This is a genomic window from Asaia sp. Ae19-3, from assembly GCF_059801175.1.
On the sequence record NZ_JBCHWF010000001.1, the window covers coordinates 2,085,001 to 2,107,046 of the forward strand.

A 22,046-nucleotide genomic window follows, 5' to 3' on the forward strand; every position below is an offset into this window, starting at 1 on the left:
CCGCTGACGGCCAGCTGGGTTGGCGGGCTGCTCTATCTGGCAGTGTTCGGTTCGGTAGCCGGATTTCTGTTCTATCTTGAACTGGTGCGACGGATCGGCGCAGATCGGGCGGCCTATGCCACCATTCTTTCTCCCGTCATCGCGCTCGGCATGTCTGCCTTTTTTGAGCAGGTTCACTGGTCGGCGCCCATGCTGGCCGGACTGGTGCTGATCCTGCTTGGCAATGTGCTTGCCTTCCTGCGCCGCAGGCCCCTGCCCCAGCCCGTCGAAGTCGAACAGGGCTGAGCCTGATTTGACAGAGGCGCAGGCCGGTTTTCTGATGGAGCCCTGAAAAGACCCATCAGGAGAAGCACCGATGAAGCCCGCCTCTGGCCAGACCCCTGCCCTCGTTCTGCTGGAGAAAGAAGGAATCGCCTATACCCTGCACACCCATGAGTATGACCCTGAGGCAGGCCGCAAGGGATTACAGGCAGCAGAGTCGCTCGGCGTCTCGCCAGAGCGTGTTTTCAAGACGCTGATGGTCTGGGTGGACAAGGACAAACCCGCCTGCGCGATCATCAGGTCTGATCACAAGCTGCATCTCAAGGCCGTTGCCGCCGCCCTTGGTGGCAAATCGGCCGCCATGATGGCACCGCCCGATGCGGAACGCCTCACAGCCTACAAGACGGGCGGTATCAGCCCGTTCGGACAAAAAAAACGCGTGCCGATCCTTCTGGACCAGCACGCGTTCGAACAGGAAACGATCTTTGTGAATGCAGGCCGCAGAGGCCTGCAATGCGAGATCACCCCGCAACCGACCGCCAGCCATTTTGGCTGGACGGTGGCACCTCTGACTGAATGATCAGAATCCGGTGGAAAGGGTGACCATCGCCGAGAAGGGCGGGTTGAGGTAGTAGGTCGGCTGGTTGCCCGCTGCGATCATGGTGCCATTCACGCCCTTGGTCGCATTCAGGTTGGTAGTGAAGCCATAGACACCGCTGCGGAACTTGGCACCGGTCAGGTTCGTCATGTTCAGCTGGATCTGCGGCGACTTCATGAAGCCTGCATTCTTGAAGCGATAGCCGATGCCGACCTGGTTGGTGACATATTGCGGAATGGAGCTGTCATTCATGAAGCTGGCATATTGCTTGCCGACATACATGATCTGACCCGAAATCCAGAACCCGCCCAGATCGTAGTCAAGCCCAAGCTTAGCCTGCTTGGAAGGCGCACGAACGGCAATCTTGCCCGCTGTCGGCAGCAGATCCGTACCGACACGGATATTGTTGTCGATGGTCGAGTGCAGATATTCAAACGTCGCATAGGGGCGCAGGTGATGCCAGGCGCGCGTTGAAAGCTGGATATCGACGCCGCGTGTGGTCTGGCCACCCGCGTTGACCGTCTGGCTGTAGCTCGCGCCTGCGTTCCCGTCATAATAATTGAGGGTCTGCTGGCGGTTCGTCAGGTTGTAGTTGAAGAACGAGATAGAGCCCACAATCAGCTCGCCGTTATAGCGATAGCCCAGCTCTTCCTGAATTGTATATTCAGGCTTGGACGCACCACCCTTCTGGGTCTGCACACCTGATGTGCCATAATAGTCCACCAGAGACGTATTGGATGGCGCCTTGAAGTTGGTGCTACCCGACACATAGATCTGATGATGCTTGTTGAAATTCCACAAAATACCGATCTGCGGCAGCGGCTCGGGTGTGTGTAGATTGCGGTTATACTGCGTGCCGGGCGTGTAGTTATACATCCGACGCGTCACCATGGCTTCCTTGAAGCCAACCAGGATATTCAGGCGATCATTGAAATACTTCATCGTATCGCCGATGAAGATCGTATTGACCTGCGTGAGTGACAGGAAGTCACGCGCACGGAACGGCTGACCCGAGGTCGTCTGGATGGTGTTGGTCGTCCCCCAGATATTGTTCGCCTCACCCGTTGCCTGATTGACAATGCCATAGGGCGAATACTGGTAGAGATTGGCATATTCATACCACCAGCCAAGCGTCAGATCGTGATGATTGTCCGGCTTGTAATGCAGCGCGATCGTGTTGCCGGTACGGAACTGCTCCTGGTTTGACGGAGCAAGAGCCAGAACGCTCTTGGCGCCGCCCAGGTCAAGCTTGACTGCCTGATTGCCCATATAGGTCGAAGCATTGATAACCGATGCGCCGGTTCCGTTGCCGATGCCATGCCAGAAATAGAGTGAATCTTCGAGCGTCAGCTTGGGCGTGATGACAAGATGAGTCGGCAGAACCGCCACCACGTTTTCGAACGGGTTGACGTGCAGCTTGTAGTAATTTGCTCCAGCCGATGTCGGACCCACATAATCGGTCGCATAATTGGTCGAATAGCCCGTTGTGCGCCACTGGCTGAGATTCGGAGCCAGATAGAAATCATTCGTCTGATCGTTATAGGCCACTGTCAGACCGGTGTGGCTTCCATTGCGGAAATCCTTCACCAGCTTGAAATCGTAGTGGTACTTCTCAGCCTGACCAGGGCCACGCCAAGTGTTACCCTTGGTATGGCTGAAGGCAAACATGGCACGCACGCCGCTATTGCCGATATCGCCCGAATTAAGACGAATGAACTGGCGGAACGTGTCGAATGAACCGAAGGACACATCCATGATGCCCCCGGCATGATGCGACGGGTTGCTCATGGTCATCGAGGTCATGCCAGCCGAAGCGCTGGTGACCGGCGTATCGATATTGACCGAACCCGGCTGCACCGAAACGTTGTCGAGGTTTTCGGATTCCAGCACTTCGTTGGCGTAGAACTGACCGCCACCGATATCGTTGAGCGGCGCGCCATCGAGCAGCCAGCCCACTTCAGTGCCGTCAAAGCCACGGATATTCGTCTGACCCGTGTAGAGACCGAAAGGATCGGCCTGTGTAACGTTGGCAGAAGGCAGCATGGCGATGACCTGCTGCAGGTTCACGCTCGGTGCCAGCTTGGCAATGAAGTCATGCGTGATGGTCTGGACAGCCTTGGGAGCCGTCTCGACGCGCATCAGGCCACCACCCGGCTGGCGGGTACGGCTGCTGCGGCCAGTCACGGCGATTTCTTCGGGCTGCGAGCGCGCCATGACAGGGGCAGGCGTCGGGCGCGGCGCCGTCATTGCGACGGGGGCAGCGGTAGCGGCGACCGGCGTAGTGGCAGGCGATGCCGTCCGATGTGTGGACGCATGATGCTTGTGGCGTGTCGGCGCGGCGGTCGATACCTGAACGCTGCCAGCAAGGGCGGTGCCTGCAAGCAGCATCTTAAGACAGCGATGCGTGAAACTGGACGACATAGAGTGGCGTTTCCCTCGGCACTGGACAAAACAGGTGGCACTATTCGATCTGGTCGCATTCGTTACGATATCAAACAGAAACCTACTTCCCGGCTACCAGTTACGTTAAGAGACAGCAACGAAACCTCTGTGACAATTAAGCGGAAGTGACTGAATCGTCACCCACTGTTACCCATCTGCATCATCTGGCGCTTCCTAAAGCAGATGACGGCTGCTAGAGGCTTTGGTATTCAGACTGGTCGAATGGATCAGGATGGCTGCGGCCCTGTTGGCTGACATGCTTCTGCCACAAGATCAGACGATACTTTGCCGGATAATGCTCTGAGCGCGGTCTGTGCACAGATTGGAGCCCATCCCCTGACGCCTCTTCCCCCGACAAGACGTTCCTTGCCCAAGGGCCTATGGAAGCCGGCACTGACGATCCTGATCATCATCGGGCTGCTTCTGCTCGTGCGTGCCTTTCCTGTAACCCGCGCCCTGCTGGGCACCATTGAAAGCTGGAAAAACCAGCCCCTCGCCCCGCTGATCTTCCTTGCCATCGGCATTCCCTACAGCCTTTTCGGTCTGCCCCGTCAGGCGCTCTGCCTCGCGGCCGGACTGATGTTCGGAACATTGTCCGGCTTTGGCCTGGCCTCGGCCGCGACGCTGGGTGGTACGGTGCTCGGATTTCTGTGGATGCGCCGACTGGCCAGCCCCGCACAGCGCCAGCGCTGGCAGGAGCGCTTCAGGGGCAGATTGCGTCTGGTAGGCCATGTTCTGGAAAAAGCGCCTTTTCAGGCTGTGCTGACGCTACGGCTCATGCCGGTCGGTTCGGCCCTGATGGTCACGGCGGCGGCCGGACTCTATGGCGTGCCGCTTGGTGCCTTTGCTTGGGCGAGTTTCATCGGCGCCATTCCCCAGAATCTTGTCTTCGTGCTGATCGGCGCCGGGGCTCAGCTTGGGCAGGGCGTTCAGATCGGACTGGGAATCCTGCTTTTCGCCGGATCATCCCTTCTCGCCTGGGTGCTTCTCGCCAGAGGCCGGCGTGAGGGGGGCGAACTGGCGGCTCTGGCAGAGCGCAACGTGACCGGACAAGAAGGATGATACAGTAGCGCTCTTCGGGACGGACAGATTAAAAGTCGGGGCGATAACAAAAAAGAGATTGAAAAACGCCCGCTCTGCGATATCTGACACCTCATTGCCAGAGACTGGCCTGAAAACTGCCTTGTTCCTGATGCGCTTGAAGAGCGCGCGCCCCGACCGATATGGGGCCTTCGTCTATTTTTTCGTAGCCCTTCATCCAGCAGGAGCGCCTCATGGCCTCTCCCGACGGGATCTCTTTTTCTGACAATTCAGCCACCGGGCGTCAGACCGACGCAGTGCCTGTCGCCATGCCAGGCTGGCTTCCCCTCCTTCTGGGATTTCTGACTGCGGTTGGCCCGGTCTCGACAGATATCTATCTGCCCGCCTTCCCGGCGCTCGAGAAATCGCTGCATTCTCCGGCAGGCAGCGCGGGCATGACGCTGTCAGCCTGGATGGTCGGGCTGGCGATCGGACAGATCACCATGGGCCCACTGGCCGACCGTTTCGGGCGACGCATTCCCATGCTTGTCGGGATGAGTATTTACACATTGGGCAGTGTCGGTTGCGCCATGGCGACGACCATGACCGAGATGTGTCTGTTCAGACTGATCGCAGCCGTCGCCGCTTCGGCCAGCATCGTCATCCCGAGTGCCTGCGTGCGCGATCTCTCGACAGGGAATGACGCCGCGAAGCTGATGTCGAAACTGATCCTTATCCAGGGGATCGTGCCCATTCTCGCCCCCATGCTGGGCGGGATAGCCCTCGACTATATCAGCTGGCGGGCGATCTTCTGGGTGTCGGCGGTTTATGGCGCGCTTTGCGTGCTTCTGCTGCTGCGCGCCTTTCCCGAGACCCTGCCACGCGAAAGCCGTCGCGAGCTGCGCCCGCTTTCGCTGCTGCATCGCTATCTCTTCATCGCCCGTGAGCGAAGCTTTATCACCAACGCTCTGGTTTGGGGTTTCTGCGGCTTTCTCTCGTTCACCTATCTGACCGCGGCGCCAACGGTTTTCGAGCACATCTTCGGTTTCACACCGGCCCATTACGGCATGCTGTTCGGACTGTTCGCCGTGTGCATGATCGGCTCGTCGCAGATCAATGGCGCACTTGTCGGGCGCGTCAGTTCGTCTGCCATGCTCGGCTGGGGGATCGCGTTTTCGGTGCTGGGTGCCATCGCTCTTCTGGTCGTCGTGATGGTGGCCGAACAATATCCCGGCCCGACGCATCATATCCGCCCGGTCATGCTGCTCCCGATCGTCGGATGCATGATGATTACTCTTGGCATGACCGGCATTATCGGTCCCAATGCCATGGTTGGCGCGCTGAGCAATCAGTCGCAATATGCAGGAAGCGCATCTGCATTCGCGGGAACCATGCAATATGCACTAGGATCTCTTGCGAGCACGGCAATCGGTGTTCTTCCGGCTGATACCCCCATGCCCATGGCAGCACTCATGCTGTTTGCGGCCCTCATGATGGGCGTATTTGCCGTAATGCGCCCGCATGCCCACCACCCTGTAGTTTCGGCTGAGTGATCAGCCTTTCCGGAGAGCCATTTATGACCGATTCGCCTGTCCTGCTGGTAGAGGATGACGATTCAATCGCCCTTATTGTCGAGGCGATCCTTTCCTCTGCCGGACAGACGATCGACCGGGCCATCTCGGCTGACGAGGCACTTTCTCTTGCAGCAGCCCGCGCCCCGTCCCTGATCATTTCCGATCTCAATCTGCCGGGCGCGCTCAATGGTGACGCCCTTGCGCGCAAACTGCGCGAGACCCAGCCCGGTCTGCCGGTCATTCTGATCTCGGGCGATTTCGAAGACGCCTCGTCGCGCGACGATCTGGTGCCGGGTGCCGTGATTCTGCCCAAGCCGTTTCGCCGTGCAGCGCTGATCGAGGCTGTCGAAAAAGCGCGTGAATCGGCGCGCTGACATTAGTAAGAGCGCCTGACATTTACATTTGAGGCATGACGCGGCTAGATGCCGCGCCTTTTGACGATGTTATGCAGCAGGGAAGAGAAGCAGGAACATGACCCAGAACACTCCGCATGGTGACCAGCCCGAGCTCGATCTCAAGAAATACATTCGCGAGATCCCGGATTTCCCCAAGCCGGGCATCCTGTTCTATGACATTTCGACCCTGATCCGTAACGCCGATGCCTGGCAGATTGCCACCGCACGCCTCACCCGCGCCATTGCGCCCTGGCAGCCCGATCTGCTGGCCGGAATCGAAAGCCGCGGCTTCCTGACAGCCGCTCCCGTCGCGATGCGTCTCGGCTGCGGCTTCATCATGCTGCGCAAGCCCGGCAAGCTGCCTGGCAAGACCATCTCGCTGAAATACGGCCTCGAATATGGCCATGACGAGCTGCATATCCAGGCCGATGCCATCAAGCCCGGCCAGCGCGTGGTCGTGCTCGATGATCTGCTGGCAACAGGCGGCACGCTCGCCGCCTCGATCAAGCTGCTGCAGAATGTCGGCGCCGAAGTTGTGGGCACGTCGGTGCTGGTCGAACTCGACGGTCTCGGTGGCCGCGACAAGCTGGACGTGCCACTGCATTCGCTTCTAACCTACCCGGCCTGAGGCCTGCGCCCCACAGGGCGGTTGACAGTCCAGCCCAATGGCAAGGACTGAACCGCCCGGTTTACGGCAGGCCCCCTCATGCGGAGCCCAGCCATGACAGATCGCCTCTCTTCCCTCTGGCAGCAGCGCTATCGCACGCTCCTGCCTGAGGCTCTGGCCGAAGCGCTGACCTCCAACCCGGTCAGCCAGAGCGCCGTTTTCGACGCCCTTCTCGCCCATCGCTCGGTCAGGGCCTATCTGCCCGATACGCTTCCCGAAGGTACGATCGAGGCCGCCATCGCAGCAGCCCAGTCGGCCGCAAGCTCGAGCAATCTGCAATGCTGGAGTGTCATTGCCGTTGAAGACCCGGTGCGCCGTGCGCGTTTTGCCGCCCTTTGCGGCAATCAGGAGCATATAGCGACAGCACCGGTCTTTCTCGTCTGGGTTGCCGATCTCTCGCGTCTGCAGCGACTGGCAATACGCGCTGGCGAAACCCATGAAGCGCTCGACTATGCAGAATCCTTCCTGATCGCCACGATCGACACCGCCCTCGCGGCCCAGAATGCTGTCAGCGCGCTTGAAGCCGCAGGGCTTGGCACCGTCTATATTGGTGGCCTGCGCAATCATCCGGAGGAGATTGCCGAGAAGCTGACCTTGCCTGAAGGCTGTGTCGGTCTGTTCGGGCTCTGCGTCGGTTATCCTGACCCGGAAAAGCCAGCGAGCATCAAGCCTCGCCTGCCCCAGCAGGCTGTCCTGCATCGTGAGCATTATGATGCCAGCACAGAGGCTGAATGCATTGCCACTTATGACGCGCTTGATGACGCGTTCCAGAAAGAGCAGGGACTGCCGCCCCGCCGCTGGTCAGAGACCATGGTCAGACGCATCGCCACCAAGGCAGGGCTGCATGGGCGCGACACCATGCTCGCCTCGCTCAGGGCACTCGGGTTCCGCCTGAAATAATGCGAGGGAGCACGCGGCTCCCCTTCTCGTCCCTCTGGTCAGACCGCGCCGTTCAGCATGCCGGTCTGATCATGGCAGCTAATATACTCGAGGATCTGGGCGTCGGCCTGCAACACGGCGACCTCATGAAAAAGGCGCAGATCGAGCCGCCCCTGCAAGGCCTGCACCACCTGAAGAAAATCGCCGAAAATGGCCTTGTGGGTCGGATGATGCTCGGCCCAGTTCTCCATGGCGGCCAGATCGCGCCAGGCGCTCATGCCGAAGCTGCGACAGGGCTTGCCACCATTGGCAGTGCTGACCTGCATGTAGCGATTGAAGTGACAGCCAATCGCCAGCCCCTCATCCCGCAGGAAATCCATGCCGGCACGCAGCGTCGGTTCGATGCGGTCCCGATAAAGAGCCAGTTCTTCCCCTGTGACATCGGACCAGTCCTGACCCGACCGGATCAGGGCCACCCCTTCATGACTGATCACAAACCGCCGTCGAGGTGTCTCTGACCCGATCTTTCGCGCACCTGACGAGGCAAGCGCCTCTGTCTGACTGGCGGGCAGACGATCGCGCATCCCACCCCAGTAGCCATGTTCCTGTATCGGCTCAGCACTTCTCTCTCCCAGCATGATGCCGACGCCTTCCAGCCGGTCAGAGGCGCTGGAAAGCGTTTCGAGATGGGTCGTTCGTGGCAGGAAGATCTCGCGATACAGTCCGACACCCTCATTCTCCCGTGCCGGATCGGCCCACCAGGCCTCATGCTGCTGCCACCAGCTCTGATAGGCGGCCTCATCCGGCCAGTAGCCGATGGCCACCTCATTGTCACAGCCAGCGCCATCGACGAACACGGCGCGCTCGACATTCCGGGCCGCTACACCCGTGCCGAGTTGCCTGACGAGTTCAGACAACAGCGCCTTTGCCTTTTCTCCTTCGGCATCCCCACGCCATTGCACCCCGAAATATCCCATGACGAGCTGGGAAGACCCTGTATTGCCGCGCGCAGTCCAGGCAGGAAACGGCGGCTGAAAGTCATCGGCGCTTCGCCGTTCCCGGCTTCGCGGGCAGCGGAGATGAGGAGCAATGGCGCTTTCCATAGGATTAGACCTCGCCAGAGAGCGGAAACGAGAAAGAGGCGCTTTCCACCGGCTCAGGCTCGGCCGGTCGCACATATTCCACGCGCCGCGCCCTAGTCGGATTGAACAGAAGACGGGTGACATCGGGGCGCGAATAATGCCCGACCGGATCGGCCGAAGCCTTGGCAATCGGAATGGCCGCAAGATCGATCTCGGCGTAGAGCAGCCCCTCTTCATCCGCTGCGAGTGGTGTCGCCAGTTCGCGCCCATCCGGGCCGAAAATGCGCGCCGCAGCGCCACCTGCACGCAGCAGCTCACGCTTGTTTGGCGTGTCGCACAGCTCGTCGAGCATGGCTTCGGAGACGATGGCGCATGGCGCCAGCACGAAGCATCCGCCCTCGACCGCGTACACCCGCGACGCTGCCGTATTGACCTCGGCGCTCAGCGCATGGGCGAAAGGCTCGTACAGCGAGAAGCTCGGCCAGGCGCCGACATGTACCTGCTCGTTCTGGGCATACATCGCGTATTTCGTCAGAGGCTGGATATGCTCCCAGCAACAGAGCGCGCCGACCCGGCCAAGGCCCGGCACATCATGCACCGCCAGATCGCTGCCATCCCCCTCGCCATAGACAGTGCGCTCTACATGGGTCACGCGCAGCTTGCGACGGGTGGCAATGGTCTCGCCATCGGGGCCGAGAACCCACTGGGCGATATAGAGCGAGCCTTCAAAACGCTCCGACAGCCCCAGCACAGCCGTGATGCCTGCGTCTCTGACGGCCTTGCGCAGGCGGTCGGCCTCGGGACTGTCATAAGCGAGCGAATTGTCGAAATAACGGCTGGTGAAACCCTTGCCGATCGACCAGGCCGGGCTGTCGAGCCAGATATGCCACGGATAGCCGGGAATGAAGGTTTCGGGAAAAGCGATCAATGCGGCGCCGGAGGCGGCGGCTTCCTTGATCAGGGCGATCGTCTTGTCGATGGTGGCATCGAGATCAAGAAAGACAGGGGCTGCCTGCACGACAGCGATCTTGTATCGGGGGTGCTTGAGACTCACTTTCCTGCTCCGTCCGTTGATATCTGATCGGGCGGGAAATGCCCGGAACAAAATCGATCTTAGGTCGGAACGAATTTCTGTCTTGTCTGGGAGGGAAGCAAAACATGCCTGCCTCTTTTCGCCCTCGCAGAGCCCTCAGACGAGCAAGGCGAGCCTGTTCTGGCGGTTGTTGCGATAGTCACGCGGCGCACAGCCATGAGCCGCAGAAAAGACCCGACTGAAATGGGCCTGGCTGACAAAACCGCTCATGCGCGCGATCTCGCCGATCTGGTAACGGTCACGGCTCGGGTCAGAGAGCGCATCCCGCGCCCATTCGAGGCGACGCTTCATTATATATTCCGCAACCCCCATGCCCTCATCGGTAAAGAGATCATCGAGATAGCGCGTGGAAATACGAAACTGTTCAGCGAGCATCCTGCGCCCGAGATCCGGGTCGCGCAGGCGCATCTCGATGGCATTGCGTATCTGCAGCCCCATGGCCATGCGATGCGATGTCGGCGCCCCTGAGCGATTACCCGAGGCGATCAGCATGGTCGCCACCAGTTCGGCGGCCTGGGCGGTGAGCCTGGACACGAGCATGTCAGGCATGGGCCGCGTCGTGGCCATCAACCCCGTCAGGAAATGACGGGTCAGATCTACAAGCGGATTGGAATCGTCGATCAGGGTCGCGGTGAGATACTCAGCATGACCGAAGCGCGCATTCAGGGCATCGGTGGGAAGCATGAAGACGATCTGCTCGAAATCCCGGTCGAAACGCAGCGTATAGGGGCGGTTCGTATGATAAAGCGCAAATGTGCCCGGCAGGACGATGGCCTCACGGCCATCCTGCAATACCTGCGCCCTGCCACTGACGCCGAGGCTCAGCAGATAATAGGTCTCCTCTGATGCGCTGATCAGGCGGCGAGTGCGCGATACCGACTGCGCGCTGGAACGCACGGTCGAGACACTGCAATTATCGAGCGCCAGACGGGTGACGGCCCCCTGAAACCCGGCCTGCTCCGGCTTGCATTCAAGCGGCACAAAAGATCGACAGACGATATCGTGCCAGAACTCGACTCCCGCCCGAGGCGGCAGACCGGCAATATCATAGCTCTGCAATACCAGCGGCATGTCATTCTGCCTCCGTCAATGCTGTCATCCGACCGCGTAACCCACCGGTTAGCACGGCGCAAAATGTTGCGGTATCGTTATTGTTCCGCTTTAGAACAATCCGAAGCCTTCGGACAAAAGAAAGCTCTCCTGCAGACAAGAGTTGCCTGCGCCCTGCATGCTGACATTCCCGCTCGATTTCAAGCGGGGGTGAGATGAAACAGATCCTGAAAACCGGCGTGGCCCTCACGCTCTGCCTCAAGGCACTTTCCAGAAGGACATTCTCCATCGGGATGCTTGCCACAGGGGTGCTCTCCATTGGCACCTTCTGTCCAGGCATCGTGACGCAAGCCGCCGCAACAGAAGGCGGCCAGACCAACTGGGCCTCGGGCGTGCAGACAATCTATCCAGCCCTGACACCAGCGCCCGGCCAGACGCTGTGGCAGGATTACTTTGTGGTCAATCCTAACGGCGCCTATTCGAGCACAAGCCGGAAGTCTGCAGTGCCGGGCTTCAGGGCAACCGCCATCGCCAATGCTGCCCGGCTGTTCCATAGCTGGCACGGCGAGTTTCTGGGCGCCACGATCTCGAGCAGCGCCATTCTGGCGATCAACAGCCTGACGCTGCGCGCGGGGGGACAGGGCGGCACGGCTTTTGGCGCCAACTGGCTCTATCTCGCGCCACTCTATCTCTCATGGCACACGCCCAAGCTGCATATCTATCTCGGTGAAGGGGCATTTCTGCCCATCGGCTCCTTCAGCAAGACCGATGTCGTCAGTGAGTCGACTCATGTCTTCGGCTTCAATCAGGAGGCCGCTTTGACTTGGATGCCTACAAAACGCTTCGATGTCTCAGCGGAAGGCGAATTGCAGATAAACACCAAAAACGGGGCTACCGATTACAAATCAGGCAATGTGATCAATATCGATTTCGGCGCAAATTACATGCTCACCCCCGCCCTACCCCAGCTTCGCCTCGGACTGAACGGCTTTGTGACGTCGCAATTTACCAATGACGTGCAGAAAGGACGGCGTGTCGGCGATGGCAACCGACTGGCCAAATATGGACTTGGCCCGCAACTCATCTGGTTTTTCAAACCACCCTACGCGGTTGCTTTCAAATGGCAGCACGAGATGGGCGTGCAGAACAGCACGCGCGGCGACCGTTACTGGGTCCAGTTCCAGATGCCGCTCTGAGAAGCGTCGCCCCGGTCCCACCCTTCACTCCCCCGGCACTCATGTGAGACCGGGGCGTGAAGGCAGATCAGCCCATGGCCCTGACGAGACTGTCCGATGTGATCTCGGCAATCGACCGCGCCCCGGTCAGGGTCATGGCCACGCGCAATTCCCGCTCCATCAGATCGAGCAGCTTCTCGACCCCGCTCTGCCCGCCTGCAGCCAGCGCGTAGATATATGCCCGCCCCAGAAGCACGGCATCGGCGCCAAGCGCCACCATGCGGGCGATATCCAGACCGGACCGCACACCGGAATCGGCCAGAATGGCCATCTCCCCCTTCACTGCGTCTGCGATTGGCGGCAGAGCGCGACAGCTCGACAGCACACCATCGAGCTGTCTGCCACCATGATTGGACACCACGATGCCATCGGCGCCAAAGCGCTGCGCATCACGGGCGTCTTCAGGGTCGAGAATACCCTTGATGATCATCGGGCCTTTCCAGAAGGTGCGGATCCATTCCAGATCCTTCCAGCTGATCGACGGATCGAAATTCTGGGCCAGCCAGCCGATATAATCCTCCAGACCTGTCGGATGACCGCGATAGGTCGAGATATTGCCCAGATCATGCGGCTTGCCATTCAGCCCCACATCCCAGGCCCATTCGGGATGCAGCACAGCCTGGGCAATGCGCCGTGCGGCAGCATAGGGGCCTGACATGCCGGAGTGAACGTCGCGATAGCGTGCACCGGGCGTCGGCATGTCTACCGTGAAGACGAGCGTCGTCACCCCGGCATCACGCGCGCGCTCAAGCACGTTGCGCATGAAACCCCGGTCTTTCAGCACATAGAGCTGAAACCAGATGGGTGCCGGGCTCTGGCTCTGCACCTCTTCGATCGGGCAGACCGAGACAGTGGAAAGGGTAAAGGGAATGCCCTTGCGGGCTGCCGCACGGGCTGCCTGCACTTCGCCACGCCGTGCATACATGCCGGTCAGGCCCACAGGTGCGAGAGCCGCAGGAAGGCTCAGCTTCTGCCCCAGAAGCGTGGTCGAGGTATCCAGACCCGACACATTGCGCAGGACGCGCTGTCTCAGCGCAACATGCGACAGATCGGCCCGATTGCGGCGCATCGTATATTCCGCATAGGCCCCGCCATCGATGTAATGGAAAAGGAAAGGCGGCAGCTTGCGGCGAGCGGCCTTGCGAAAATCCGTCGGGGCGGAAATCAGCATGGGATCGGGCTCCTGAGAATGAACGTTTTCCTGTTAACGTTCAGCAGGAGCGCATCGTCCTGAAGCGTCCAGTCACATCACCGTGCTGCCGGATCGCGCCATCATGTCATTGTGGAAGGAGGCGTTTTGGGGCGATGCGCCTGCTGACTGTCAGCCACCCCAGCCTGCAGGCCGGGATGACTGGATACTGACCGGACCCGGCTTAGCGCAGGATACCGGTATGGCCGATGCTGTAGCGACCCGGCTGCGGCCAGACGGTCAGACCATGCGGCTCGGCGCCGACAGGGATCTTCTTCATCTCGCCGGTATCGGTATTGATGGCATAAGCCACGTCATCGAAACGGCCCGAGAGCCAGAGCAGCTTGCCATCGGCACTGACATTGCCCATGTCGGGGCTGCCGCCACCGGGGATCGGCCAGGTCTTGACCACCTTATCCGTCGCGAAATCGATCACCGAAATGCTGCCGGGGCTGTGACGCGGGCCATGGATCTTGTGTGAGCCACGATTGGCCACATACATGAACTTGCCGTCGCGGCTCGGATATTCACCATGCGTGCCAGGGCCGGTCGGGATGAAGCCGGTTTCCTTGAAACTGTCGCCATCGACCACAAAAACGCCATCGGCATGCATGTCGGCAATGTAGAATTTATGGCCGTCAGGCGCTGTCAGGATATCCTGCGGCATACCGCCCTTGGACAGCTTCAGATAGCCGATCAGGCTGCGATTGACCGTATCGATCTTGGCCAGATAGCCCCCGAACTCGCAGGTGAAAATCGCATAGCGCCCGTCGATGGAGAAATCGGCGTGGTTGATGCCCTTGCATTGCGGGGCTTCGACAGAGCCGATCAGCGCCATGGTGTGCGGATCACGGAAATCGAGACGCTCATGCGCTTCGGCCACCACGATGGCGTATTTGCCATCGGGCGTGAAATACATGTTGTAGGGGTCATCCACCGTGATGGCCGTGCCGGGCTTGCCCGTGCGCGGGTCGATGGGCGTCAGGCTGCCATCATTGCTGCCTTCGGCATTATTCGTGACCCAGAGCGTGCGCAGATCCCAGCTCGGCACCACATGCTGCGGGCTACGGCCGACCTTGAACGTGTCCACCACTTTGAACGTCGCCGGATCGATGACCGAAACGCTGTTGCCGCGCAGATTGGGCACATAGACGCGCGCCAGATCGTCCTTGATCGCGGGCGAGATCTTGCCGGCGACCGTCTCGCTATAGATGTTCTTCGGGTCGATCACGGGCGGCATGCCGGGAATGGTCTGCACGGCGCCGGGCGTCGTCTGGGCCGTCGGCGCGGCTGTAGCTGCGGGCTGAGCCGGTGTCTGCACAGCGGGTTGGGCCGGGGCTGCAGGAGCTGACGTGTCAGCCGGTTTCGCAGAGGCCGCCGGAACAGTATTCGGCGCAGCGTCCTGCGCCCATGTCGCCGGGGCCGCGCCAAGCGCCACGCCAAACAGCGATACGATGAACGCGTGATGTGAGAACTTCATAGATGCTCCTTGAAAACGACTGATCTCAGCGGGCCTTGCCAAGGGCACTGAGCGCTGCCTGAACCTGAATCTCTGTTCCGATCTGCCCCAGCGCCGCCGTGGCGGGGCGCGGGTCTCCTCCATAGACACCCAAGGCGGTTCCCGGCAGGGGCGCCTTTTTCAGGGCGTCCTGCCGCACCATCGTCGGGTCGATCGCCAGCATCAACGCCGTATCACTCAGATCGGCATGTTTGCCGAGCGCTGCGCCAAAGCCTTTCTGACGCAGGACATCAGCATAAGCGCCGCCAATACTGTCGTAATACGCCGCCAGATAGAGGGCCTCTCCCTGACCGTGCCACTTATTGTTCAGCTTTTCTACCGCGGCCTTGAGATAGGACAAATATCCGCCGTGATCGGCGATGAAAACAACGCGACGAAAGCCCTGGACATGAAAGCTCTCCCCGGCGCCCTCGATCACGCCCTCAAAGACGGCGGGCGGAATCGAGATCGTGCCGGGAAAGCGCATATGAGAGCTGCGTGGGATGGTACTGCCTTCAGGGACATAGGCAATGACGGGCGCCACAAGCGTATGGCCCAGTCTTTCGGCAATACGCTCTGCCTGGCTCTGTGCCCTCACATTATGCTTGCCCACCGCGATATAGGGGCCGCTCTGCTCGGTCCCTCCCACGGGCACGATGATCGTGTCGGTACCGCCCTGCAGACGCGCCTGGATCTCGGTCCATGTCAGTCGCTCGAAAGAGACCGTCTCGGCATGGGCGGCAGAAAGCGCTCCCCCGGCGGAAGCGGCTGCCAGAAGAACCGACAGGAAAAAGCCTCGCGCTCTGGGGCGAAGGCAGGTCTTTAAAACCACGCGTGAGACTTCCTCTTGAAGAAACCGAAGTCGTTCTATCACAGGTGCGGACAGGCGCCAGAGGCGGGCGTGGATGTTGCAGAGTTTTGCCAGAGCTGTAAAACACCCAACTCATTCCGACTCAGATATGGAGCCATTGCCCCATGGCGCTCGACCCCGTCGGCCTCAACGCCCTGCTGGCCCCCGAACCAATCGATAGCGTGGCCCATGTCATTCAGGTCGCCCTTACCCCCGTTTTCATGCTTTCGGGCGTGGCATCGTTGCTGACCCTCTTCAATACGCGCCTTGCCCGCGTATCCGACCATGTCGAAGAGGTGGCCCATCGTCTGAATGAGGCCAATGAAGATGCAGATGAGACGGCAAGGCTCGAACGTCATCAACGCAGGCTGCGCCGGCGGATCTTCGCTCTCGACAGCGCTGTCATGCTTGGTGGCGTCGGCGGCGCGTCGACCTGCGGGGCGGCGCTGGCCCTGTTTGTCGGGAGTCTCCACAACAGCCAGACGGTCGCCTGGCTCATCTTTCTCTTCGGTGGCGCGCTGTTCTGCACGGTCGGCGCGCTGTCTGCCTTCCTCGCTGACACGTTTCTTGCATGGCATGGGCTGAAAAGAGACGGGGCTCTGCCCAAGCCCGTCGCCATGGTAAAAGCAACAAGATAGCAAGCAGCCTCGTGGTGGGCGTAATTTTATTACCCCACCATCGCGCAAATAAATGCTGAATAGAAAGCACGTTCGTTCCATGCATTTACTGCATTGCTGAAGCGCGTTTTCAGCGATTGCCTTGGGGAAGGTTTAGGCGCTTTTTCCGCCGCCACACACCAAACACCTTAGGAAATCCTGATGTTCAGCGTCGAAATCGCCAATCTTCTCGCCCATCCGATCAGCGCCCTCAGCGCCCTCACGATGGTCTCTTTCATTCCCGTTATTGGTGCTCTTCTGGTTGCCACCATTGCTGCCGACCGCACAGCCTGATCCAGACACGATAAGGACCATGATTACTTGAAGAAGAGAAGCATAGCCGCTCCGGCTCGCCTCCCGTCTTCAAGCTATTCATCCGAGTATTTTATTTGCGCACAGGCGCAAAGAGCCCCAGATCCAGATGGTGGCCATTGGAATAGTTGAGACCGGTCACCCGGCCATATTCCGTCAGAGAAAATCCCTTCTCCAGCATATGCGCCGTCAGGGCCGCTTCATCCTTATGGTCGACAAGAACCAGCGCACAGGAAGCGTTCGCCGCGAGATACTCTGCGGCCGCAGGCACGCCCAGCAGCTTCGTGTTCGACCCTGCCAGAAATGCGAGGCTCGGCTCGGAATAGGAGACTGAGACCAGCGTGCTGTCTTCGCAGGGGCGATAATCGTCATAAAGCGTCGCTGCGCGCGGGGCCAGCTGCAGCAGCCCCAGATTGGGAATGACCGTCAGGAAGATGCCAGCATGCACCACCACGGCCGCCCCGATCACGACCCAGGCCGCACGCCGACGCTGTCTCTGCCACAACAGCCAGAAGGCGTAGAGCACCAGGGGCAACGCTCCGAATACCGCAATCAACGCGCCGTAATCGAGGCGGTGCTCGCTCTGCCATAGCAGAATGGCCCCAGCCACGACAAAGCCCAGCGCCAGCACGCCCCAGAGCAGCGTATAAAGCCCCATGAGCCCGCGCGCCCACACCGCTTTGGGTCGGGTCAGCGGCCATTTGGCCAGGGTTGCTGCGGCCAATATAGCTATGGCCGGATAGGTGGGCAGCACATAATGCGGCAGCTTGGTCGCGATGGCTTCGAAAACGAGCCAGTGCGGCACGATCCAGCAAAGCAGAAAGCGAACGGCGGGCTCGCGATGACGCGCCCAGATGGCTGGCAGGCCAAGAACGAGAAAAAGCGATCCCGGCCAGAAAGCCAGCAGGAACACCACGAGATGAAAACCGGGTGGCAGGCCATGCGCCTGCTGACCATGGCCAATCTTCCCGAGAAAATTGGTGCCAACCGAGTGGGAGAAGAACGCCCCGTGGCTCACCACGCCGATGGCGATACACCAGGGCAGCACGACAGCGAGCGTGATCAGCCAGCCCCAGCGTGGCCGCAGACGACCGAACCAGACCGCCTGACGTTCGATGATACGCAGGGCAAGAGGCGTCGCGAGACCAGGGATGAGTACCACCGGCCCCTTGAGCATGAGACCGCAGCCCATTGCCCCCCAGTAAAGCAGGGCAATGCCGATCGACGTATTCCGGTTGCGCTGCTGGTCGATATAGGCCCGAAGCAAGGCTGTCTCTACCAGAAGGATGTCGAGTAGCAGCACCGTATCGATGGTCGCCATGCGCCCTTCAGCGGTGAGCAGAGTCGATACCGCCAGCAGGGCAGCGGCGATGAGGCCGGTCATACCGCCAAACAGCGTCGCGCCAAGATAGGCTGTAAGAGTGACGGCGGAGACCGCTGCGATCAGGCTGGGAATGCGATAAGGCCACGCGACATGTCGGTCATGAGGGCCCCCGAAGAGCTTTTGCGCCCCGGCCTCGAGCCAGTAGATACCAGCCGGCTGGAGATAACGCGGCTGGTCGAGAAAGCGGACATCGACGTAATTGCCGCTCTCGAGCATCTGCGCCGAGGCTTCCATGTAACGCGGCTCGTCACGGTCGAGAGGGACAAGGCTCATGCGACCCGGCAGAAAAATGAGCAGGGTCAGCAAGGCCACGCCGAGATAGTGGCGCCAGGTCAGAGTCATGAGAGCCCTCAGCGTTCGGTTACGCGGCCCGGCAGTTTCGTGCGATTGAGCAGCCACATGACACCCAGAAGATCACGGATGCCGACGAGCGCGCGATTGAAATTGGTATATTTGGACTGACCGTGAAGCCGTGCGCGATGACGCGTCTCGACACAGATCAGCTTTGCCCCATAGCACCCCAGAAGCGCGGGGAGAAAGCGATGGACCCCCTCGAATTGCGGGATACGCAGAAAAGCGGATCGGGCAAAGAGCTTCATGGGGGCGCCGGTATCGGGGCAGCCATCGTTCAGAAGACGACGACGCAGACCGTTGGCAAATCTGGTTGCAATGACGCGCGACAGACGGTCATTGCGCTTGAGACGCACGCCGACCACCAGAGGTTCGCCTTCCTTGCAGGCTTCAGCCCGCTTGAGCATGTCGATGATGACGGCCGGATCGTCCTGTCCGTCTCCATCCAGCGTCGCGATCCAGTGCCCTTTTGCTGCCTCGATGCCGGTGCGAAGCGCTGCCGACTTACCAAGGCGGCGATCATGGCTCAGCAGGCGCAGGCCAGGCAGACAACGCGCACGTTCAGCGAGAAGCGCCTCGACCGTTGCGTCGGTGCTGCCATCATCGACAAAGATCAATTCGATTTCGGGGGAGTTCTCGAAAACATCGGCCAGTTCCTGGCAGACGGGGCGGATATTTTCCGCTTCATTGAGAACGGCAATAACGACAGAAAGACGTACACTCATGGCAGGAACCGCCTATGGCTTGTCCGGGAGGCAGTGCCACCCGGACAGATGATCAGGCCGCGTTCTGGCTGTGTGATCCGGCTTCGTTTGAAGCCTTGAGAGCCTGCGGCAGATCGCTGATGGCAGAGTCCAGCAGGGCTGAGGCACCAGCCTGCTCCGTGCTGAGATGCTGACCGAGCAGGCTGCGCGTCGCCTTGATGGCAGCATCGGCAGCCAGATCGCGCATTTCGCGAATGGCAGCGCGCTCCGAAGCAGCAATGCGATCACGCGCCATCTGCTCGCGACGGGAAGCGACAGCCTCTGCCTCGCGACGTGCGGTCTCTGCAATTGCAGCTGCCTCTTCGCGCGAACGCTCGATCAGGGCGCGGGATTCGGCCAGAGCCTGCTCGCGCTCACGGGTGGCGTCCTCTAGCATCTTCTCGGCTTCACGACGCAGGCGGCTGGCCTCGTCGAGATTGCTCCGTACCTGATCGGCACGCGCATCAAGAATGGCTGCTATGGCCTTCCAGAGCTTGCCGCCGAAAAGGACAAAGAAGAGAACGAAGGAAATAGCGACATAAAAACGCTGATCGTGGAACATCGCGTGACTTCCTTAGCCTCTGCTCGCCGCTAGACCGGCCTGAACGGCATCCTGCACCTGGGCGCGAGAGATCGTGTTCTCATTGCCAGCAGGACGCAGCAGCTTCTCGATCAGGCTCTGGGCCGTATCTGCCGCAACACCCGGCAGGCTCGCAAGCGCTTCTGCACGGGCAGAAGCAATGCGCTTCTCCGCTTCGGCGATATCGGTCATGAGCCGATGATTCATTTCGTGGGTCTGAGCTTCAGCGGCCATACGGGCTTCGTGAACGACCCGGTCAATATTGGCCTGAGCCTGTGCCGCGGCGTCATGACGGGCACGACGCAGTTCGTCAACGGCGCGATCGGCGTCGTCACGGGCACGGCGGGCAATATCAAGATCGCCCTCGATCCGGTTGCGTCGATGGGTCAGAACCCCTTCGATACGCGGCAGGGCCGAGCGGCTCAGAACAATGTAGAAGACCGCAAAGATGACCGCGCCCCAGACCACCTGCCCGATAAGCAGGGGGTTGGCGAAGTCGAGCTGCGGCATGCCAGCTGCCCAGGCCCGTCCCGGCACAGCGCCGAGCGCAAGCGCAATGGCCAGCGGGGCAGCGAGATTACGAGACGGAAGGCGCATGACTTTACCCTGCCTCTCTAATCAGACGAACAGGATCAGGAAGGCGATCAGAAGAGCGAACAGCGCGACGGCTTCCGTCAGCGCGAAGCCGAGCATGCCGAGGCCGAACACATGCGGGCGAGCAGCCGGGTTGCGAGCGATGGAGCTCACCAGCGTCGAGAAGATGTTGCCGAGGCCGATGCCGACACCGGCAAGAGCGATAACAGCAATACCGGCACCGATTTCGCGAGCAGCAGTAACGTCCATGAGTCAGTTTCCTTGGTTACGACAGAACAACAGTTAAACGTGAAAGGCGGCGTGCACTCAGTGCGCCACGGCCTCACGCAGATAAATGCAGGTGAGGATGGCGAACACATAAGCCTGCAGAACGCCCACCAGCAATTCCAGAGCCGTCAGCGCGACATTGATGACGACGGGCGCCACAGCCAGCACTGAACCGAATGCCCCAAGACCTGCCAGCATCAGGGTGAAACCGGCAAAAACTTCGAGCAGAACGTGACCAGCCATCATGTTGGCGAAAAGTCGGATCGACAGGCTGACAGGTCGCGAAAGGAAGGAAAGGATCTCGATCGGGATCAGAAGCGGCGCGAGAAAGACCGGCGCACCTTCAGGCATGAAATGCGTGAAGAATTTGACGCCCTGGTATTTGAACGACGCCAGGATCGACACCAGAAACACGAGAATGGCCAGAGATGCCGTAACGGCAATATGGCTCGTGAAGGTGAAGCAGTAAGGGATCAGGCCGAGATAGTTACCGGCAAGAATGAAGAAGAAGATCGCAAAAACGAAGGGAAAGAATGCCGCCCCCTCCTTGCCGATCGTCTCGGTGGCCATGTTATGAATGAAATCATAGCCCAACTCGGCAGCAGCCTGCAGACGACCCGGCACCACGGCAGCGGGACGCATGCCAAGATACAGGAACGCCAGAACGGCCACGATGGCTATCAGCATGAAGAGCGGCGACTGGCTGAAGCGCAGGGCTTCGCCAATCTGTCCGAGAACAGGATGAAGCTCGAACTGGCCGAGCGCGTCAATCGTTGATCCGGCGGCCAAGCTGCCTCTCCCGCTTCTCATTCAGAGCTTCCGACAACCCGAAAGCTCCATGAAACCAATAAACAAGACGCAGAAAACTGCGCCACGCTGTCAGACGTTGGCGTTTTTCACCGCACGCCAGACATTCAGCATCCCTGCTGCACCGCCGACGAGCGAGAAAAGGATAAGAAACAGGGGTTTTGTTCCGCACAGGCGATCAAGCCCGTAGCCCAGAACAACACCAACGATGAGCGCCGCAACCATTTCGGTTCCGATCCTCATCGCAAGGCCGAATGCCGAATAGTCGGCACTGCCTTCTTGCTCTGTGGTGCTCGTGTCCGCCTTGCCGCTCTTGCCGCGCATCCGGGCCTCAGCATCAGCCAGCCTTCTATCGAAGCTGTCAGCGCTTTCTCCCGCTTGCGAGGAAACGTTCAGGTCGTCCTGTGCGCCCACGATTCCATACCTCGCCTTTCTCCCCGGAGCGGGGAGTCCTTGGTGCGCGGTTGCTACCCATCAAGACGTGTCCTGTCAACGCCTCGTAACTGCAGGACAATGAAT

General features: G+C 60.1%; 24 protein-coding genes (1 of these 24 running past the window's edge). 10 read left to right on the forward strand and 14 right to left on the reverse strand.

Going from position 1 to position 22,046, the window contains the following annotated elements:
* Positions 1–285, forward strand: the 3' end of a protein-coding gene (locus AAID99_RS09050) for a DMT family transporter (protein ID WP_498493690.1). Its footprint begins 615 nt before the window's first position; only the last 285 of its 900 coding nucleotides appear in the window; the start codon falls outside the window, past its left edge; the stop codon is at positions 283–285.
* A 70-nt stretch (positions 286–355) separates the two neighbouring features.
* Positions 356–841, forward strand: a complete 486-nt coding sequence (gene ybaK, locus AAID99_RS09055; RefSeq protein ID WP_188425818.1) for a Cys-tRNA(Pro) deacylase — start codon at positions 356–358, stop codon at positions 839–841.
* On the opposite strand, the gene AAID99_RS09060 is transcribed toward ybaK, so the two are convergent.
* Positions 842–3,280 carry a TonB-dependent receptor gene (locus AAID99_RS09060; protein WP_188425817.1) on the reverse strand — a complete coding sequence of 813 codons (2,439 nt, stop codon included), beginning with the start codon at positions 3,278–3,280 and terminating at the stop codon, positions 842–844.
* 387 nt (positions 3,281–3,667) lie between these two features.
* Between AAID99_RS09060 and AAID99_RS09065 the strand changes: the two genes are divergently transcribed.
* The 5 genes from AAID99_RS09065 (at position 3,668) to AAID99_RS09085 (ending at position 7,857) form a co-directional block, all read left to right on the forward strand.
* Positions 3,668–4,363: a TVP38/TMEM64 family protein gene (locus tag AAID99_RS09065; RefSeq protein ID WP_188425816.1), complete on the forward strand. Its 696-nt coding sequence runs from the start codon at positions 3,668–3,670 to the stop codon at positions 4,361–4,363.
* Between the two features lie 212 nt (positions 4,364–4,575).
* Positions 4,576–5,874 carry a multidrug effflux MFS transporter gene (locus tag AAID99_RS09070; RefSeq protein ID WP_332363726.1) on the forward strand — a complete coding sequence of 433 codons (1,299 nt, stop codon included), beginning with the start codon at positions 4,576–4,578 and terminating at the stop codon, positions 5,872–5,874.
* Between the two features lie 23 nt (positions 5,875–5,897).
* Positions 5,898–6,269, forward strand: coding sequence for a response regulator (locus tag AAID99_RS09075; protein WP_188425815.1), 372 nt, complete (start codon positions 5,898–5,900; stop codon positions 6,267–6,269).
* A gap of 97 nt (positions 6,270–6,366) precedes the next feature.
* Positions 6,367–6,918, forward strand: a complete 552-nt coding sequence (locus AAID99_RS09080) for an adenine phosphoribosyltransferase (RefSeq protein WP_188425814.1) — start codon at positions 6,367–6,369, stop codon at positions 6,916–6,918.
* A gap of 93 nt (positions 6,919–7,011) precedes the next feature.
* Positions 7,012–7,857, forward strand: a complete 846-nt coding sequence (locus tag AAID99_RS09085) for an NADPH-dependent oxidoreductase (RefSeq protein WP_188425813.1) — start codon at positions 7,012–7,014, stop codon at positions 7,855–7,857.
* Between the two features lie 38 nt (positions 7,858–7,895).
* On the opposite strand, the gene AAID99_RS09090 is transcribed toward AAID99_RS09085, so the two are convergent.
* The 3 genes from AAID99_RS09090 to AAID99_RS09100 all read right to left on the reverse strand — a co-directional run bounded on the left by AAID99_RS09090 (position 7,896) and on the right by AAID99_RS09100 (position 11,082).
* Entirely contained in the window at positions 7,896–9,062 is a 1,167-nt protein-coding gene (locus tag AAID99_RS09090; RefSeq protein WP_306414289.1) for a phenylacetaldoxime dehydratase family protein, read from the reverse strand.
* Positions 8,944–9,972 (reverse strand): carbon-nitrogen hydrolase family protein, encoded by a 1,029-nt coding sequence (locus AAID99_RS09095; protein WP_498493694.1) that lies wholly within the window; start codon positions 9,970–9,972, stop codon positions 8,944–8,946. The genes AAID99_RS09090 and AAID99_RS09095 overlap by 119 nt, the downstream gene beginning before the upstream one ends.
* 135 nt (positions 9,973–10,107) lie before the next feature.
* Positions 10,108–11,082, reverse strand: a complete 975-nt coding sequence (locus tag AAID99_RS09100; RefSeq protein ID WP_498493696.1) for an AraC-like ligand-binding domain-containing protein — start codon at positions 11,080–11,082, stop codon at positions 10,108–10,110.
* Between the two features lie 194 nt (positions 11,083–11,276).
* On the opposite strand from AAID99_RS09100, the gene AAID99_RS09105 reads away from it, so the two are divergent.
* Positions 11,277–12,257, forward strand: coding sequence for a SphA family protein (locus AAID99_RS09105; protein WP_229719655.1), 981 nt, complete (start codon positions 11,277–11,279; stop codon positions 12,255–12,257).
* Between the two features lie 67 nt (positions 12,258–12,324).
* Here AAID99_RS09105 and lldD read toward each other — a convergent pair whose 3' ends face one another.
* The 3 genes from lldD to AAID99_RS09120 form a co-directional block, all read right to left on the reverse strand.
* Positions 12,325–13,467, reverse strand: coding sequence for an FMN-dependent L-lactate dehydrogenase LldD (gene lldD / locus AAID99_RS09110; protein WP_188425809.1), 1,143 nt, complete (start codon positions 13,465–13,467; stop codon positions 12,325–12,327).
* A 202-nt stretch (positions 13,468–13,669) separates the two neighbouring features.
* On the reverse strand, positions 13,670–14,965 hold the full coding sequence (locus AAID99_RS09115; RefSeq protein ID WP_188425808.1) for a YncE family protein: 1,296 nt from the start codon (positions 14,963–14,965) through the stop codon (positions 13,670–13,672).
* 25 nt (positions 14,966–14,990) lie between these two features.
* On the reverse strand, positions 14,991–15,815 hold the full coding sequence (locus tag AAID99_RS09120; protein ID WP_371869838.1) for a creatininase family protein: 825 nt from the start codon (positions 15,813–15,815) through the stop codon (positions 14,991–14,993).
* 143 nt (positions 15,816–15,958) lie between these two features.
* Between AAID99_RS09120 and AAID99_RS09125 the strand changes: the two genes are divergently transcribed.
* On the forward strand, positions 15,959–16,471 hold the full coding sequence (locus AAID99_RS09125; RefSeq protein ID WP_188425807.1) for a DUF2721 domain-containing protein: 513 nt from the start codon (positions 15,959–15,961) through the stop codon (positions 16,469–16,471).
* A 180-nt stretch (positions 16,472–16,651) separates the two neighbouring features.
* Positions 16,652–16,783 carry a hypothetical protein gene (locus tag AAID99_RS09130; protein WP_264784174.1) on the forward strand — a complete coding sequence of 44 codons (132 nt, stop codon included), beginning with the start codon at positions 16,652–16,654 and terminating at the stop codon, positions 16,781–16,783.
* 91 nt (positions 16,784–16,874) lie between these two features.
* On the opposite strand, the gene AAID99_RS09135 is transcribed toward AAID99_RS09130, so the two are convergent.
* The 7 genes from AAID99_RS09135 to AAID99_RS09165 form a co-directional block, all read right to left on the reverse strand.
* Positions 16,875–18,527, reverse strand: a complete 1,653-nt coding sequence (locus tag AAID99_RS09135; RefSeq protein WP_188425806.1) for an ArnT family glycosyltransferase — start codon at positions 18,525–18,527, stop codon at positions 16,875–16,877.
* A gap of 8 nt (positions 18,528–18,535) precedes the next feature.
* Positions 18,536–19,261, reverse strand: coding sequence for a glycosyltransferase family 2 protein (locus AAID99_RS09140; RefSeq protein ID WP_188425805.1), 726 nt, complete (start codon positions 19,259–19,261; stop codon positions 18,536–18,538).
* Between the two features lie 52 nt (positions 19,262–19,313).
* On the reverse strand, positions 19,314–19,841 hold the full coding sequence (locus AAID99_RS09145; RefSeq protein ID WP_188425804.1) for a F0F1 ATP synthase subunit B: 528 nt from the start codon (positions 19,839–19,841) through the stop codon (positions 19,314–19,316).
* 12 nt (positions 19,842–19,853) lie between these two features.
* Entirely contained in the window at positions 19,854–20,456 is a 603-nt protein-coding gene (locus tag AAID99_RS09150; RefSeq protein ID WP_188425803.1) for a F0F1 ATP synthase subunit B family protein, read from the reverse strand.
* 21 nt (positions 20,457–20,477) lie between these two features.
* A complete protein-coding gene (locus tag AAID99_RS09155) occupies positions 20,478–20,702 on the reverse strand; it encodes an ATP synthase subunit C family protein (RefSeq protein WP_025824649.1) in 225 nt (74 codons plus the stop codon).
* A gap of 57 nt (positions 20,703–20,759) precedes the next feature.
* Positions 20,760–21,509 carry a F0F1 ATP synthase subunit A gene (locus AAID99_RS09160; protein ID WP_188425802.1) on the reverse strand — a complete coding sequence of 250 codons (750 nt, stop codon included), beginning with the start codon at positions 21,507–21,509 and terminating at the stop codon, positions 20,760–20,762.
* Positions 21,510–21,599: 90 nt separating this feature from the next.
* The gene (locus AAID99_RS09165; protein WP_229719654.1) at positions 21,600–21,941 is read right to left on the reverse strand and encodes an AtpZ/AtpI family protein; all 342 of its coding nucleotides are present in this window, start codon (positions 21,939–21,941) and stop codon (positions 21,600–21,602) included.
* Between the last annotated feature and the right edge of the window lie 105 nt (positions 21,942–22,046).